Genomic DNA, 15,658 nt, shown 5'->3' with positions numbered 1-15,658 from the left:
TGCCAGAGCGGTTATTGGTGACCATCGACATCTTCGGCCTGTTGAGAACGGGACCGGCTATTCCAGTTGTACATTTTGTTACCGGCCAAACGACATTAAACGATCGATTGAATAATTCAGACACGATTCACTATAATAAATATGTAAGCGAAAACGCATTCATTTTGATAGGGGGATTGCCATGAGACTTCAAAACAAGGTTGCGGTCATAACGGGGGCGGCTTCTGGCATGGGGAAAGCGATAGCGATTTTGTATGCCAAAGAAGGAGCGAAAGTCGTTGTATCGGATTTGAATGCAGACGCGGCCAATGCAACGGTCGAAGAAATTAAAGCAAACGGCGGGGAAGCGATCGGTATCGCAGCGAATGTAGCCAAAGAAGAAGATATTCAAAATCTTATCGACACAGCGGTTGGTACATACGGTACGTTAGACATCCTCGTGAATAATGCCGGCATTATGGATAATTTCGTTCCTGCAGCCGATGTAACGGATGAGTTATGGGACAGAGTGTTCGCCGTCAATGCGACCGGACCGATGCGGGCCATCAGAAAAGCGCTGCCGATTTTCCTGGAGAAAGGCAACGGGGTCATCGTCAATATCGCTTCCATTGGCGGCTTAAAAGGTTCGAGAGCGGGTGCCGCATATACGGCCGCGAAACACGCGCTTATCGGGCTGACGAAGAATGTCGGGTTTCAATATGCGACATCGGGAATTCGTTGCAATGCCATCGCTCCGGGCGGCGTGAACACAAATATCGGCACAACCATGAACAACCCGAATGCGTTCGGCATGGAAAAAGCAATGTCCGGGTCGGGCAATAACCCGAGATCCGGCGAACCGGAAGAGATTGCGAAAGTCGCCTTATTCCTCGCTTCCGACGACTCCGGATTTGTGAACGGCACCGTCGTTACCGCGGATGCAGGCTGGACCGCTTATTAAGAAGCAGGATAGCTCATCAATGCCGGTGTCGTGCTGCAATGCCTGCGGGAATGCAGTTTTTTCCATGCGAGGCGATTGATTTGACGAGAAAACCTGCCAAGGGAGTCCATTTCATAAAACCACAACGGCTGACGACCCGTCGGGCGGGACGAAACGTAAACACGCTAATCGCCTTGTAAATTACCTTGTTGCTGGTGTAACGAAACGAAAAATAGAACGGCGATCGAATTGCAATTCTTGTTTGACATTTAGTAAACTGGTCTAAAAGCTAGGGCAGGTGCAGCAGATGAAGATTGAAATTCGGACAGGACGCATAGAGGAACTTCAAGAAATCATGGAAATGATCGCCCGTTGCGTAGCGGCGATGCAGGCCGGGGGCAGCGATCAGTGGGATGAGCATTACCCTAACCGGGACGTGATCGGGGAGGACTTGCAGCGTGGGACGCTCTTCGTCGCGCAAGGCGATGGCCGGATACTTGGCATAATCGTGCTCGATGAGAATCAGGCCGAGCAGTACCGGACTATTGATTGGAAGCAGGCGGAGGGAGCGCCTTTGATGATGCATCGGATTGCCGTTGATCCTGAAGCGCAGGGCCAAGGGATTGCCCGCAAATTGATCGCCTTTTCCGAAGAATATGCGGTGCGCGAAGGATACAGCAGCATCCGGTTGGATACTTACGCCAAGAATACGGCAGCATTGAAGCTGTATCGCGGATTGGGCTACGATCAACGTGGCGAAGTGAATTTCCCGGGCAGAACGGCTAACTCTCCTGTATTTGAGAAGGTGCTGTCATAACGAGTTTAAAAGCGAAGGCTCCCGCAAGGGGGCCGATTTTCGTTGCCGGTTAACCAAAGATTCACATGACAAATGAACTTTTATACGTTATGATGAGCATGGAAAATCGAATAATCGAAACAGGTGCCGATTATGTTTGGCCAAACTAGGCATGAATCGGTTAAAAGGGAAGCGGGTGTAAATCCCGCGCGGTCCCGCCGCTGTGAAAGAAGAGTCCTTGCAAGATGCCACTGGGAAACCGGGAAGGTTGCAAGGGCGATGACGCTTGAGCCAGAAGACCTGCCTGTTTTGTTGCACCAATCAACTCTACGAGCGATAGGGGGTGTTTATTAGTGAATGCTATAGCTGCTATGGCCGTTATGGCTGTTATTTCTATTAAACCTCTTAACGATTCTAGTTAAGAGGTTTTATTATTGTACAAGAAAACCCCCAGTTCGACTGGGGGTTCAGGAAAGCTTATAGCTATGAGTAAAAATCCCTTGACCTTCATGATAAAATGGTAGCCGGTCTGCCAACCGCTACAAAGAGATCAAGGAGGACAAGGGAATGGATAAGAGCAGTCTAGCACATACACGATGGAACTGCAAATACCATATTGTATTTGCACCGAAATATCGTAGGCAAGTCATTTATGGAAAACTAAAAAGAGAAGTTGGAAAAATCATACGGGAGTTGTGTGAACGAAAAGGTGTAGAGATTCTGGAAGCAGAGGCATGTACGGATCATATCCATATGCTGGTGAGTATTCCCCCAAAGCTGAGCGTGTCGGAGTTTATGGGATATCTAAAAGGAAAAAGCTCATTGATGATATTCGATAAATTTGCAAATTTGAAGTATCGATATGGGAATCGACAGTTTTGGTGCAGAGGATACTACGTGGACACGGTAGGGCGAAACAAGAAAGTGATCGCCGAATACATTCGCAATCAGCTGGCAGAGGATAAGAATTACGAACAACTCACAATGAAAGAACTGTTCGACCCGTTTACGGGTGAGTCGGTAGGAAAGGGCAAATAAAAAAGCCCCTTTGAGGGGCAAGCCCGAGACCGCTCGCGGTTGGCAGACTTTCAGTGCGCCTTCTTAGGCGCTTGCTAGTACCATGCCCTTATAGGGCTGATGGAAGCCACCGGCTAAGCCGGTGGTTATGACTGTTCGCGGGAACATCATTGCAATTTCCATAGGAAAGGAAGAAACGATTCGATGAAAAAGAATAGATTTATGGCTTGGCTTCTTATTCTGAGCCTTATTTTATCCGTGAATTCACCCGGCCTATCCATCATATCCTATGCCGAAGAAACGGAAGCGTCGGTCGACGGAGGCGATGCGGAAGCGGTTAAGGAATTGCCGAAAGAGATACCGGATGTACATTCTATTACCGATCACGTCTATGAGGAAACCCCTCAAGAATCGGCGATCAAGCTGTATGAGTCCGTAAATTCGGTACGGGAACAACTGGACAAAAACCTTGCTTATATTTTGGATACTGTCCCCAATCCGGAATTCGGAACGTTAGGAGGGGAATGGTCCGTTTTATCGTTAGCCCGGGGAAACTATCCGGTTCCTGACGACTATTACGACCGGTACTACGATAATGTAGTCGGCATCGTGAAGGAGAAAGGGAACAAGCTGGACCGCAGCAAATGGACAGAGCATTCGAGACTGATATTGGCGTTTACCTCGATCGGCAAGGACGTTAAAGATGTGGGCGGCTATAATCAGCTTGATAAGCTTGCCGATTACCAAATGGTTATTAGGCAGGGAATAAACGGTCCGATTTTTGCTTTATTGGCATTGGACAGCAAAAACTATGAACTACCGTTCCTGTACGATCCTCCTGTTCAAGACGGCAAAATAGCCCAAACGACCAGGGAAGCGCTTATCCAGTACATATTAGACCGCGAAATCAATACAAATACGGCGGCTGCGGGCGGATGGGCATTGGGCGAAAAAGCAGCCAATCCGGATCCCGATATCACAGCTATGGCCATTCAAGGGCTTGCCGCTTATATCGATACGAATCCGGCCGTAAAAGCGGCAGTTGATCGGGGAATTCAGTGGTTGTCGGATAACCAGACGCCGGACGGCGGCTTTGCCAGCTGGGGCACCGTTAATGTTGAAAGCATCGCCCAGGTTGTTGTCGCTTTAACAGCGGTCGGCATCGATCCGCATACGGATCCGAGATTTGTGAAGAACGGGCATTCGGCTATAGATGCCTTGCTGACCTTCGCTGCGCCGGACGGCGGCTTTATGCATGTGAAACCGGGAGATACGGGTAACGGCGGCGCGGAAGCGGGGAAAATCGACGGCATGGCCACCGACCAGGGGACATATGCGCTTGTCGCGTACGACCGTTTTGTGAACGGAAAGAACCGCCTCTACGATATGACGGATACGGAGTCCGATAGTCCCGTCGAAATCAAGCCGGATGGGGATCGGCCCCGAATTGTTATTCCTGACGATCATCGCGATTATATTATTCCGATATCCTCAACCGACCGCGATAAAATCATAACGATTGAAATTCCCAGCGACTATAAGGCTAAAGTTTCGACCAACCTGCCTTTCGCTACCCCTCTTCCCGAAATTAAAGCCGCAAAAGGCAGCCTGTTTGCGCTGATTCCGGCAGGGGCCAAGGTGGTTCAGGGAGATGCTTCGTCGCTTGAGCTGTTGACTGAGGTAACCGTAACGGAGGCGATGACCGAGCAAGTTGCCGCAGCCGTTCCGCAAGGGAAGAAACTGGACGGCATCGCGCGCGCTTTCTCCATGGGCGGCCCGGCGAGCGTCGAATTCAGCGATTATGTCGTTTTGACGTTCCAAGGTTTGAAGGGGAAGGAAGCCGCCTATATCCAAGAGGAAGCGGCGAAACTGATCCCGAAGTATGCGGGGGACGCTGAGGGGCTTAGAAGCGGCAAACCGGAATATGCGTACGACAATGGTAACGATCTTGTCGTGAAAACGAAGCATTTCACCGACTTTGTCGCCTATTCGTCCAGTAGGGCGGAAACGCCGGGCGGGGGCGAGAACGGCAACGGCGGCAATGGCGGCGGAGGGAACGGCGGCAGCGATGGCGGCGGAGCCACTCCGCAACCGAAAAAGTATGCAACGATCTCGGTCGATAAACGGACGATCAATAAAGGATACGTCGTGCCTGCGACCAAGGTAGAGCTGCAATCCGGCGACACGGCTTGGTCGTTATTGAAGAGAATGCTTGACGAGCGCGGGATTAGCTACGAATATGAGTGGAATTCCAAATATGAAAGCGTCTATGTGCAATCTATCGCCGGGGACGGCGAATTCGACCACGGCAGCGGCAGCGGCTGGATGTACAACGTCAACGGATGGTATCCCAACTACGGGGCGAGCAAATACGTTCTGAACGACGGGGATACTCTCCAGTGGCGCTACACAACCGATCTCGGCGGCGATCTGGGGGAAGACCTAAGCAAGTGGGAACCCCTGCCGGGAATGCCGGCATCCGGCGGCGCGGGAGCGGCGATCGATCCGAACGACAGAACGCCGGTCATCGAAGTGCCCAAACATATTCAACGAGACTATATCGTCAAGATTACGAAAGAATTGGCCAAGGCCGAATCGATTACGATCAACATACCCGAAGACGTAAAAGCGAAAGTCATCGTAAACGTGGAAGATGTCAAAGACGATATCCCGATGATAAAGGCGAATAAAGGCGATATCTCGGTGGTCTTCGCCAAGGGTACGCGACTTACGGCCGGCGACGGCCACATCGAACTGTTCGCATGGATCGACCCCGGTCAGTCTGCGCTGCAAAAGCTTGTGAAAACCGCCGTAACCGGGAACGAAACATTCGATAAGATCGTTCGCGCCTTTATGATGGGCAATGCCAAGCAAACGGCGGAATTCGATAAACCGCTCGTCTTCGCGGTGAACAACGGCAAGGGGCTGCTCCCCGGATTGATTGAACAAAACGAGTTTACGCCTATTGCCATATACGAATCGGAGGAGCAAGGGGCGCAAGCAACCAAAGACGGGGATCACGCGCCTTACGCCTTCGCGAAAGGCAATGATCTGTATGTGAAGGCGTACCGGATGGCGACCTTTGTCCTCTATACGACTGGCGAGAAAGCGGCAAACCAAGGCGATTCGGCACAACAGGATTTGCGGGAACGCTATGCGGATGCCGATGCCATCTCGGCTTGGGCGTATGAAGCGGCCCGCAAGGCGACGCAACAGGGATGGATCCAGGGCAACGACGGAACATTCAAGCCGAAATCGAATGTGACCAGAGCGGAATTCGCCACAATATTGGCTAATACTCTAGGGCTTCGCCCGCAGACGTACCAGGCAGCCGACTTTGGGGATGTGGCTCAAGACGATTGGTATTATCCTTATGTCAATGCCGCTGTTGAAGCCGGCTGGATGACGGGATATAACGATCGATTTCATCCGAACGAACCGATCACTCGCGAGCAGATGGCCGCAACGTTGGCAAGAGCTCTCGATCTGAAACCGGCCCAACCCTCCGCCGTCCCGAAAGATCTGGATTCGGTGTCGGCATGGGCGAGAACGGATGTGGAAACCGTCGCGGCGCTGCAGTTGATGACGGGGCATGACGATAGATTCCATCCGCAAGATGCGGTGACCAGGGAAATGGCGACCGTTGCCGCCGTAAGAGCTTATGAATCGCAGACCGGGAACCGTCCGAAAGAAAAGGCCGAGGTAAAGATCCAGGCGGTGCAAAAAAAAGAACGTCCGGAGATTCGAAAGCGGATCGACGAAACGGCGAAGTTTCTGCAAGAAACGATTGCCGATCCGGCGATTTCCACGATTGGCGGAGATTGGACCGTATTCGGCCTTGCCCGTTCGGGCGTCAAGGTGCCGGATGGATACTATGACAAATATTATGCGAACGTAGAAAAGACATTAAAGGAAAAGTCCGGGAAACTGCATCGTGTGAAATATACGGAGTACGATCGGGTCATCCTTGCGCTCACGTCCATCGGCAAAAGCGTGGACGACGTCGCCGGGTATAACTTAAGGGAACCGCTTGCCGATTTCGATACATTGGTGAAACAAGGCATTAACGGTCCCATCTTCGCCCTGATCGCGCTGGACAGCAAGCGTTACGATATCCCTGTCGTGAAGGAAGTGAAAACGCAAACGACAAGGGAAAAATTGATCGAATTGATATTGAATAGAGAAATAGCCGGCGGCGGATGGGCGTTAGGGGAAAAGCCCGAAGCGCCCGACCCGGATATTACGGCCATGGCCATCCAAGGGCTTACGCCGTATTATCAATCCGATTCCCGCGTGAAGGCGGCAGTTAATCGCGGCGTCGCCTGGCTGTCGAAGGCGCAGAAAGCGGACGGCGGTTATGCCAGTTGGGACTCCGACAATTCGGAGAGCGTCGCCCAGGTGATCGTCGCTTTGACCGGACTCGGCATCGACCCGCACACGGACAAACGATTTGTCAAAAATAAAAAATCGGCCGTCGACGCCTTGCTGAGCTTTGCCGCTCCGGGCGGCGGGTTCTACCATATCAAAGCGGGCGGAACGGATAACGGCGGGGCGGGGCCGGGCGAAGTCGATCTGATGGCCACGGATCAAGCGATGTATGCATTGGTCGCTTACGACCGTTTTACGAAAGGGCTCCATCGTCTCTATGATATGACGGATGTGAAATAGCAAGGTGGGCGAATCCGATGAAACATAAACGATGGTTGACGGCGTTGCTTATTTTGGCCGTATTAGCGATCGCGTACTTCTCAACCGGGGGCGGCGGCGCAAGGACGGATGAGGCCGGCCCCGGCCTTGCCGTTCAGGCGAACGATGTTAGCGGGCAAGACGGCGAACCGGGCAAGGACGAAGGGAAGACGGCGGTCGCGGAGGAAACGGAACCGACGAAAGATCAATATCTAACCGACCCCGTTCCGGAGGGAAAACCGAAACCGGTGGAATGGCAGGATGTCACTTTAAACAAGGACAAAAAATTAACCGCCACGTTGTCGGTAACCTGCTACACGATATTGGACAATATGGATCTGTTCAATAAAGACAAGCTTGAGGTGCTGCCGGAAGACGGTGTCATTTATCCTGCTCAAGCCGTGACGTTCTACGAGGGCGAGTCCGTGTTCGACGTATTGCACAGAGAGATGAAGGAACATCAAATTCATATGGAATTTTCCATGACGCCGATCTACAACAGCAACTATATCGAGGGCATCAACAATATTTACGAATTCGACTGCGGCGAATTAAGCGGTTGGATGTATAAGGTGAACGGATGGTTTCCCAACTACGGCAGCAGCCGCTACATGCTGAAGGACGGGGATGTCGTCGAATGGGTATATACATGCGATTTAGGCCGCGATGTCGGAGGAGGATGGGCGGCTGCGGGAGGAGAGAACGGTGAGGGATAGTTTTTCTTCTTTTCATCCGCTTGTCAATTTTGTTTATTTTGCCGCGGTATTGGCTTGCAGCATGCTATTTATGCATCCCGTTCTGCAAATCATATCGCTCGCAAGCGCTGCAATCTATTCGGTCACGTTACAGGGTATGAAGGCAATCCGATTTCAATTGCTATATATGCTGCCGCTGTTATTGTTCATGGCGGTTCTCAATCCGGCCTTTCATCACGCGGGCGTTACGATTCTGTTCTATCTGAAAAGCGGGAATCCCGTTACGCTGGAGTCCGTTCTGTTCGGCGCGGCGGCAGCCTGCATGTTTATCACGGTTATCTTATGGTTCTCCTGTTACAATGCCGTGATGACGTCGGATAAGTTCATTTATCTTTTCGGAAAAATACTGCCTTCGCTGTCGCTTGTTTTTTCGATGACGCTTCGTTTCGTACCCAGATATACGGCGCAAATCAGGGCGATTTCCCGCGCGCAGCGATGTATCGGAAGGGACGCGACGCAAGGAAGCTTGGCCATGCGGGCGCGGAATGGGTTGACCGTCCTGTCTGTCATGGCGACCTGGGCGTTGGAAAATGCGATCGAAACGGCAGATTCGATGAAATCCAGAGGATACGGCTTGCCGAACCGTACCAGTTTTTCCATCTATCGATTCGACAACCGGGATAAGGCCGTCTTGTCAATCATGACGGGATTCATCGCCATTGTGGCTATTGGCGCCGTTATGGGGCAAGCTGCGATGCGTTTCTTTCCTTCCTTGAAAATGGTAGAGATGTCGCCGTTCAGTATCGTCGTGTACGCCGCTTATTTCGTTCTATGCATGCTGCCCGTGATCATCAATTTGGCGGAGGGTCTGAAATGGAAATTTATCGAATCCAGAATGTAAGCTTTACGTTTCCCGGCCAAGATCGCAAGACGCTCTCCCATCTTAAACTATCGGTGCAAAGCGGAGAGTTTGTGACGATTTGCGGCAAGTCGGGCTGCGGCAAAAGCACGCTGCTTCGGCAGTTAAAGCCCGTTCTTGCACCGCACGGCAAGCGAAGCGGGGACATTTATTATCGCGGCCGGCCGATCGAAGAAATGGACCGCCGCACACAGGCGGCGGAAATCGGATTCGTGCTCCAAAGTTCGGACAATCAAATCGTAACGGATAAAGTATGGCATGAGCTTGCTTTCGGGCTGGAGAGTCTAGGTTTCGACAATCGCACGATACGTTTGCGCGTGGCGGAGATGGCCAGTTTTTTCGGAATTCAGACATGGTTTCATCACCGGGTGACCGACCTTTCCGGGGGCCAGAAGCAGCTTCTCAATTTGGCTTCCGTGATGGCGATGCATCCTTCCGTCTTACTTCTGGATGAGCCAACCTCTCAGCTGGATCCGATTGCGGCGGCGGATTTTTTGGAAACGGTGAAAAAAATAAACCGCGAACTTGGCACAACCGTCATTATGACAGAGCATCGTCTGGAAGACGTCCTTCCGATATCGGATCGTCTGGTCGTCCTGGATCGGGGAACGATCGTTGCGGACGCCGCTCCGCGAAAGGCCGGAGAAGCGCTGCGCGCCATGCGGCATCCGATGTTCGTGTCGATGCCGGCGCCGATGCGGATTTATGCGGCAGTCGACAATGATTTGCCTTGTCCCGTGACGGTGAAGGAAGGCCGCACATGGCTTCAAGCTTACCTAGACGGCAAAACGGCCAGGCATGCGGCCACCGAGCGGGAAAGCCCGGCGGATGCCCCGCGGCCCGTCGCCGTGAAGTTCAAAGACGTGTGGTTCAAGCATGACAAGCAGGGTCCCGACATTATTAAAGATTTGTCGTTCGAAGTGAAGGAAGGGCAATTCTACTGCATCGTCGGGGGAAACGGAACGGGAAAGACGACGGCGCTCTCCCTGATTAGCGGGATCTATCGCCCTTATAGGGGGAAAGTGCTCGTCGGGGGCAAGGACCCTGCCAAGATGAGCGCCAGAGAGCTTTTTACGAGAAATATAGGCGTGCTGCCGCAAAATCCGCAAATGCTGTTTGTGAAAAAAACGGTAGAGCAAGATTTATATGAAATGCTCGCGCAAACCGACCTGACGCGGGAAGAAAAGGCGGATAAAGTGAAAGCGGCCGCTTCGTTTGCGGAACTCGAACATTTGCTGGACATGCATCCGTACGACTTGAGCGGAGGGGAGCAGCAGCGGGCGGCGCTCGCCAAGGTGCTTTTATCGGAACCGGCAATCCTGCTGCTCGACGAACCGACCAAAGGGTTGGACGGATTTTTCAAGGAAAAGCTTGCGCTCTTTCTAAAGAAGCTGAACGCGGACGGAGTGACGATCATGATGGTTTCGCATGATATCGAGTTTTGCGCCAAGCATGGAGACGTTTGCGCCATGTTCTTCGACGGGAGCATAGTCACGTCGAATGAGACAAAGCGATTTTTTGCGGGCAACAGCTTTTATACGACCGCGGCCAACCGTATGGCGCGCCATATATGGAGCGAGGCGGTAACCGCAGAGGATGTGATCGAACGATGCCAACGCAGCGGAGCGAAGATCGTCGGTTAAGACGAAGAACGATACTGGCGTCGGCGCTTATTCTTATTGTCATTCCCGCTACGATCATGGCGGGTGTGTTCCTGTTAAACGACCGGAAATATTATTTTATCAGTTTGTTGATTGTGCTGTACACGATGATTCCTTTCGCCTTCGTATTCGAGCATCGAAAGCCGCAGGCGCGGGAGCTCATCGTTATCGCGGTATTGGCAGCCATCGCCGTTGCGGGACGGGCGGCGTTTTTCATGCTGCCGCAGTTCAAACCTGTGGTGGCGATCGTTATGATTGCCGGTGTAAGCCTGGGGGCGGAAGCGGGTTTTCTGGTCGGCGCGATGGCGGGATTCGCCTCCAATTTTTTCTTTGGGCAAGGGCCATGGACGCCGTGGCAAATGTTCTGTTTCGGCATCATCGGTTTTTTGGCGGGCATTTTGTTTCGAAAAGGGCTGCTCAAGAAAACGAAGCTTTCTTTATGCGTATTTGGCGGATGTTCGACTTTCATCGTTTACGGCGGCATTATTAATATCGGCTCAGTGCTGATGTATACGCCGCAATTTTCATGGGAGGCGTTGCTGGCCGCTTATATTTCGGGTTTTTGGTTCGATATGGTGCATGCGGTCGCGACGGTATTTTTTCTTTTCATTCTTTCGCGGCCGATGCTCGAAAAATTGGATCGAATCAAAACGAAGTACGGACTTATCGAACCGTAATTCGCTACGAGACTCATCAATTATGGAAATTCGATGAAAAACGGGAGGAGGGCAACTCGTTGGAGAAGGTTACCGTGACTGCTCATCGATAATACGACGTACGTGCCGGTGCGATCGGTTGCAGAGGCGTTAGGCGCAACCGTTCGGTGGGACGGCAAGGAAAGAAAAGTGGAAATTACGAAATAAATGGTCTTGGGCCTACCGGGCAAACGGCCATGCTTCGATTGGACAATTGACATAGGATACAGTAAAGAGTCCGATCGCGGAGGTGTTCATGCATTGGCCTGTTCCGGTACGAGCAGAAGAAAAAAGAGGAGAAGCATCAAACGGCGGTTTACCGTAACGAAAAAGAGAAAGAAATCAACTTGTTTCAGGATTGGGACAACATCAAAAAAGGCGTCGAAGATTAAGAAGCGAAAGAAATGGCTAATTCGAAAACGATGCCGGCAACGGAAAAAGTATAGGATCGGCCGATTAAAACGCTATCGCTTCCGGTATCGCTTCGCCAGAGCGGCATATCCCCGCGCATGGAGAGCGCCGCTGAGAGCGGGCAGTCCGCCGCAAGGCGATCCGAGCCCCCAAGCCGGTCCTCAAGGAGTGCCGGGAGCGCAAGGCATGCGAGGAGAGTCCGGACCCCAGGGTCCGCCGGGTCCGGAAGGGAAGCAGGGATTGCGGGGGGAAGCTGGAGCCCGCGGGCCGGCGGGAGAGTCCGGCGCGAAGGGAGAGCCGGGCCGCGATGGGTCGCCGGGGGAAGCTGGAGCGACGGGCCCTCAAGGCGAGCGGGGCTTGCCGGGGCTGCCTGGCCCGCCGGGAGAGCCCGGTCCCCAAGGAGCGCCAGGTCCGTCGGGTCCGCCCGGCCCCCAAGGCGAGCGGGGGCCTGCCGGATCGCCCGGACCCGAAGGAATGCCGGGCGCGCAAGGCGAAACGGGCCCTCCCGGCCCGCAGGGTCTCCCGGGGCCCCAAGGTCCGCAGGGCCCTCAAGGGCCGCAAGGACCTCCCGGCGGCCCGGTCACCGGCATCAACATTATCCCGACCGTGAACCGATATTATTATATTCCCGAATCGAATATTGAATTGTCGGACCCGGAGACGATTCCGGCTGAAGATTTTACTGACGATAACGGAAATCAAGCGGCGGAATTTGCAGGATTGGGAACGAACGGATACAGCAACTTATCGATTAACGGGATTCTTCAGGAAGGCCGAATGTACAACGTCGCGCCGAACGCGCTTACGTTGAACGCTACGGGGGATACCATCTACGCCGGTTCCCCGATCATATTGGAAACCGTTCAATTCATAGGGGAGCTAGTCTTTTAAAAAATGATATAAAAGAATGAATAGAATGGCCGTCTCCCAACCTCTATTTATCGCATTAAATAGAGGGAGAGGAGGTGAACCTGATGGCAGTGACAAAACCGTTTCTTCTGTCTTTGCGATATGCTTCCACCATCGGAGACGGAACGGGGACGGGCGCTACCTTTGCGATTGCCGCTACAGCCTTCACGGATGATACCGGTGCGGCTGTGACGGCATTTCCAGCGACATACGCATTCTACAATCTTTATGTTAACGGCGTGATCCAGCAAGGTGACGCTTCGACGCTCAGCACGACGGCCATTACGATTCCGGACGGCAATTTGCTTAATCCCGGAAATCCGGTAACCGTTGAGATCGTTGTAAACTGACAGAAGATGTCGACAATGCAGCTTGCTTGTCGGCATACATATGATAACTATTAAAAATTGATATAAATGCTGCGGTTGCCTTGTCCATACGTTTTCTACCACTCCGGCATAGAATGAAGTATCTTCCAAAAGGAGTTGAATGCTAAATGGCTGTGCAGTTCATTGATTACAACGCGAGCGTGCCGACGCCGGTTTCCGGCGGCGTGGCAATCCCGGTACCTATCACTCCGGCAGGCGTAGGGATTGCGTCTTTCAGATTAACGGTTCCGGGCGTCCCCAATTTCGTAGATTTGAAGGCGGTTGTAGGCGTACGCGGAGATACAGGCGTTTCAGACGTCTTGTTGCGCATTTTCCGCGACACGAATGTCATCTATTATGTGCGTCAAGGGATCGAATCCGGTTTTGAAAAGTATTATTCAGTTCCTGTCCAGTTCACCGATGCAAATGTTGCGCCAGGCGTTCACGATTACACGCTCTCCATCGAAAATTTATCGGCGGGTACGAGCGCGACGGTGATCGGTCCGATCGCTTTCAGCGGTATTTTAACCACGTAATTCAATTCCGGATACGAAATTTGCGTAAAGAGGCCGGCTCCCAAAACCTTGGGGGGGCGGTCTCTTTGTTGCTGCGGCCTTCATTCCTGCACGGGGAAAAATGATAAAAAGAGATGTGGTGCGTGGAATGATTCTGTTATAATGTGGGGTGGGAATGATTTCCTGAAAGTGACTATGCAAGCGAAAGAGAGAGCCGATTCAAAGATAAATACGGATAGGAGCCACATACATATGCATAGCAGATCGATGGTGTATCTGGGGTTAATCGTCAGTTCGGTCATTTGGGGATTCAATTTTGGCATTTCACGTTTGATCATGGAATCATTGCACCCGGCTACGCTTGCTTTTCTGCGGTTTGCCGGAGCGGTGCCGCTCTTTTTTATCGTCTTAAAGCTTAAGGAAGGAAGCGTACTTGTCGGATGGAAAGATATGATCAAGCTGCTGTTCCTGGGATTGTTTGGCGTCGCGGTTTTGGAAATCGGCGTGCTCTATTCGATTCAGTTAACGACGTTGGCCAACGCATCATTGCTTAACGTTGGGCCCTGGCCTATCTTTACGATGCTGCTTGCTCCGTTGTTCACGAACGAGAAAATAACGGCGCGCCTCATGATCGGCGGAGGATTGGCATTTATCGGCGTCGTGCTGATCATCCTCGGCGGGGGACAAGGATTGGATTTCGGATCCGAGCATTTATGGGGCGACCTGATATCGCTTGCGATCAGCTTGCTCGGGGCATTGTTTAATTTGGCCTGCATGCCTTTAATGAAGCGTTACTCCGCGCTGCGCGTCAGCACCTGGTATATCTTGTTCGGCGTATTGTTTATGTTCCCGTTCACATGGGGGACGTGGACGGCAATCGATTGGGCCGCGCTAGACGCGGTGAAATGGATAGCGATCTTCTATAATATTGTGCCCGCCACATTTTTCGCGTTTTTCGTATGGAATTACGGCATGCTCAAAGCCGGCGCCAGCCGGGCCAATTTTTTTCGTTATGCCGTGCCCGCCACCGCCGTTGCGGCAGGTTATTTGATGTACGGTGAGGTTGTCAAAGGTTGGCAAATCGCCGGCGGCGTGCTGATTGCGGCCGGATTGGTCTGGGTCACGCTGGAGAAAACGGGCAAGGCGGCTCCGGAGCAAGCAATCGTACAGAAACAGGCTTAGAATTGTTCTTCGATATATTCGCGCATATGCTCGACCGGAACCGCCAGACCGACGTTGATCGATTCTTCTTCGCGTTCGATTTTGGATGTGGCGAACACGACGGCGATCACTTTGCCGTTCCCGTTTATGACTGGGCTTCCGCTATTTCCTTTGTAGATCGGGGCATCGATCATCATAACCGGCAAATCCCAACCGGTAAGCGAGGTTAGCCCGAGAATCACGCCTTCATTGGCGATTTGATAGAAGGATAAAGGGTTGCCGACCACATAAACGGAGTCTCCGGCTTGCCATTGCGATTCCGTCTCCAATTCCAGCGTAGGAAGATCGTCATGATCGCCGCGAATTTTCAAGATCGCGGTGTCAATCGCCGGATCGCTAAAGACAACGTCTGCGGCATAGATATCCCCTCGAAGAAAACTGACGGTGCCGACCTGCATCCGGTCGATCACGTGCTGGTTCGTAATAATGAGGCCGGTTTCGTCGATATTGAATCCGGTGCCTTTGCTGCCGTCGGTATTTACGCCGACAACGGCTTGCTTATATTGCCGAATCTGTTCCTTCTGCGACAGCTCATTGTTTTTTTGCAAAAAACGGATCGCCGGGAGGCTGTATATTTGCGGCAGGAAGGCGATCAAATTGCCGAACAGCATCACGGCAAGCAAGCCCGCCAACGTTCTTCTAATCCATTTTCTTCGCTTCTCGGCTTGCCGTTCTCTCTCTTCTTCATCTTCGTCTTCCTCCTCCCAGAAACCTTCCTCCTCCCATTCGTAAATCGGTTGTTCCGCATCGTCTGTTGGTTTTAGCGCGTCTTTATCATCGTTCGCCGCATGATTTTTAATAGCATTCTCCCCCTCTCCGAATGGCTCCATACCCTATTATATCAAA

At 52.3% G+C, this 15,658-nt stretch carries 14 protein-coding genes and 1 riboswitch; of the genes, 13 read left to right on the top strand and 1 reads right to left on the bottom strand.

Annotation, left to right across the window (positions count from 1 at the left end; all coding sequences use genetic code 11):
* Nucleotides 1-181: 181 nt before the first annotated feature.
* The 13 genes from KQI79_RS15545 (at nucleotide 182) to KQI79_RS15485 (ending at nucleotide 14,773) form a co-directional block, all read left to right on the top strand.
* Entirely contained in the window at nucleotides 182-940 is a 759-nt protein-coding gene (locus KQI79_RS15545) for an SDR family oxidoreductase (RefSeq protein ID WP_216539149.1), read from the top strand.
* Between the two features lie 286 nt (nucleotides 941-1,226).
* Nucleotides 1,227-1,736, top strand: coding sequence for a GNAT family N-acetyltransferase (locus KQI79_RS15540; protein ID WP_216539148.1), 510 nt, complete (start codon nucleotides 1,227-1,229; stop codon nucleotides 1,734-1,736).
* A gap of 104 nt (nucleotides 1,737-1,840) precedes the next feature.
* A riboswitch (cobalamin riboswitch) is annotated at nucleotides 1,841-2,037 on the top strand.
* 245 nt (nucleotides 2,038-2,282) lie between these two features.
* On the top strand, nucleotides 2,283-2,753 hold the full coding sequence (gene tnpA / locus KQI79_RS15535; RefSeq protein ID WP_216539147.1) for an IS200/IS605 family transposase: 471 nt from the start codon (nucleotides 2,283-2,285) through the stop codon (nucleotides 2,751-2,753).
* A gap of 183 nt (nucleotides 2,754-2,936) precedes the next feature.
* Complete coding sequence (locus KQI79_RS15530) at nucleotides 2,937-7,400, top strand: S-layer homology domain-containing protein (protein WP_216539146.1); 4,464 nt, start codon at nucleotides 2,937-2,939, stop codon at nucleotides 7,398-7,400.
* 17 nt (nucleotides 7,401-7,417) lie between these two features.
* Entirely contained in the window at nucleotides 7,418-8,134 is a 717-nt protein-coding gene (locus tag KQI79_RS15525) for a DUF4430 domain-containing protein (RefSeq protein ID WP_253298180.1), read from the top strand.
* A complete protein-coding gene (locus KQI79_RS15520) occupies nucleotides 8,124-9,014 on the top strand; it encodes an energy-coupling factor transporter transmembrane component T (RefSeq protein WP_216539145.1) in 891 nt (296 codons plus the stop codon). The genes KQI79_RS15525 and KQI79_RS15520 overlap by 11 nt, the downstream gene beginning before the upstream one ends.
* Complete coding sequence (locus tag KQI79_RS15515; RefSeq protein ID WP_216539144.1) at nucleotides 8,987-10,675, top strand: ABC transporter ATP-binding protein; 1,689 nt, start codon at nucleotides 8,987-8,989, stop codon at nucleotides 10,673-10,675. Before KQI79_RS15520 ends, KQI79_RS15515 begins: the two co-directional genes overlap by 28 nt.
* Nucleotides 10,642-11,370 (top strand): ECF transporter S component, encoded by a 729-nt coding sequence (locus tag KQI79_RS15510; RefSeq protein ID WP_216539143.1) that lies wholly within the window; start codon nucleotides 10,642-10,644, stop codon nucleotides 11,368-11,370. Before KQI79_RS15515 ends, KQI79_RS15510 begins: the two co-directional genes overlap by 34 nt.
* A gap of 78 nt (nucleotides 11,371-11,448) precedes the next feature.
* On the top strand, nucleotides 11,449-11,556 hold the full coding sequence (locus tag KQI79_RS15505) for a stalk domain-containing protein (protein WP_216539207.1): 108 nt from the start codon (nucleotides 11,449-11,451) through the stop codon (nucleotides 11,554-11,556).
* A gap of 429 nt (nucleotides 11,557-11,985) precedes the next feature.
* Nucleotides 11,986-12,690, top strand: coding sequence for a DUF4183 domain-containing protein (locus KQI79_RS28030; RefSeq protein ID WP_216539142.1), 705 nt, complete (start codon nucleotides 11,986-11,988; stop codon nucleotides 12,688-12,690).
* Nucleotides 12,691-12,773: 83 nt separating this feature from the next.
* On the top strand, nucleotides 12,774-13,058 hold the full coding sequence (locus tag KQI79_RS15495; protein WP_216539141.1) for a DUF4183 domain-containing protein: 285 nt from the start codon (nucleotides 12,774-12,776) through the stop codon (nucleotides 13,056-13,058).
* Between the two features lie 146 nt (nucleotides 13,059-13,204).
* Nucleotides 13,205-13,612: an exosporium protein C gene (locus KQI79_RS15490; RefSeq protein WP_216539140.1), complete on the top strand. Its 408-nt coding sequence runs from the start codon at nucleotides 13,205-13,207 to the stop codon at nucleotides 13,610-13,612.
* A 231-nt stretch (nucleotides 13,613-13,843) separates the two neighbouring features.
* Entirely contained in the window at nucleotides 13,844-14,773 is a 930-nt protein-coding gene (locus KQI79_RS15485) for a DMT family transporter (protein ID WP_216539139.1), read from the top strand.
* Here the strand turns inward: KQI79_RS15485 and KQI79_RS15480 are convergent.
* Nucleotides 14,770-15,642, bottom strand: coding sequence for a S1C family serine protease (locus KQI79_RS15480; RefSeq protein WP_216539138.1), 873 nt, complete (start codon nucleotides 15,640-15,642; stop codon nucleotides 14,770-14,772). The genes KQI79_RS15485 and KQI79_RS15480 overlap by 4 nt on opposite strands.
* Nucleotides 15,643-15,658 lie beyond the last annotated feature (16 nt).

It is taken from the genome of Paenibacillus sp. MSJ-34, assembly GCF_018918005.1.
Classification (GTDB): domain Bacteria; phylum Bacillota; class Bacilli; order Paenibacillales; family Paenibacillaceae; genus MSJ-34.
Note: the sequence above shows the minus strand (reverse complement) of the source record. Positions and strands in the feature narration are given on the sequence as shown.

What these genes read in the sequence shown, in the direction of transcription:
- KQI79_RS15480 (WP_216539138.1), bottom strand. Translation starts at nt 15,642, where the DNA reads ATGGAGCCATTCGGAGAGGGGGAGAATGCTATTAAAAATCATGCGGCG.
- KQI79_RS15525 (WP_253298180.1), top strand. Translation starts at nt 7,418, where the DNA reads ATGAAACATAAACGATGGTTGACGGCGTTGCTTATTTTGGCCGTATTA.
- KQI79_RS15515 (WP_216539144.1), top strand. Translation starts at nt 8,987, where the DNA reads ATGGAAATTTATCGAATCCAGAATGTAAGCTTTACGTTTCCCGGCCAA.
- KQI79_RS15530 (WP_216539146.1), top strand. Translation starts at nt 2,937, where the DNA reads ATGAAAAAGAATAGATTTATGGCTTGGCTTCTTATTCTGAGCCTTATT.
- KQI79_RS15545 (WP_216539149.1), top strand. Translation starts at nt 182, where the DNA reads ATGAGACTTCAAAACAAGGTTGCGGTCATAACGGGGGCGGCTTCTGGC.
- KQI79_RS15495 (WP_216539141.1), top strand. Translation starts at nt 12,774, where the DNA reads ATGGCAGTGACAAAACCGTTTCTTCTGTCTTTGCGATATGCTTCCACC.
- KQI79_RS15510 (WP_216539143.1), top strand. Translation starts at nt 10,642, where the DNA reads ATGCCAACGCAGCGGAGCGAAGATCGTCGGTTAAGACGAAGAACGATA.
- KQI79_RS28030 (WP_216539142.1), top strand. Translation starts at nt 11,986, where the DNA reads ATGCGAGGAGAGTCCGGACCCCAGGGTCCGCCGGGTCCGGAAGGGAAG.
- tnpA (WP_216539147.1), top strand. Translation starts at nt 2,283, where the DNA reads ATGGATAAGAGCAGTCTAGCACATACACGATGGAACTGCAAATACCAT.
- KQI79_RS15485 (WP_216539139.1), top strand. Translation starts at nt 13,844, where the DNA reads ATGCATAGCAGATCGATGGTGTATCTGGGGTTAATCGTCAGTTCGGTC.
- KQI79_RS15540 (WP_216539148.1), top strand. Translation starts at nt 1,227, where the DNA reads ATGAAGATTGAAATTCGGACAGGACGCATAGAGGAACTTCAAGAAATC.
- KQI79_RS15490 (WP_216539140.1), top strand. Translation starts at nt 13,205, where the DNA reads ATGGCTGTGCAGTTCATTGATTACAACGCGAGCGTGCCGACGCCGGTT.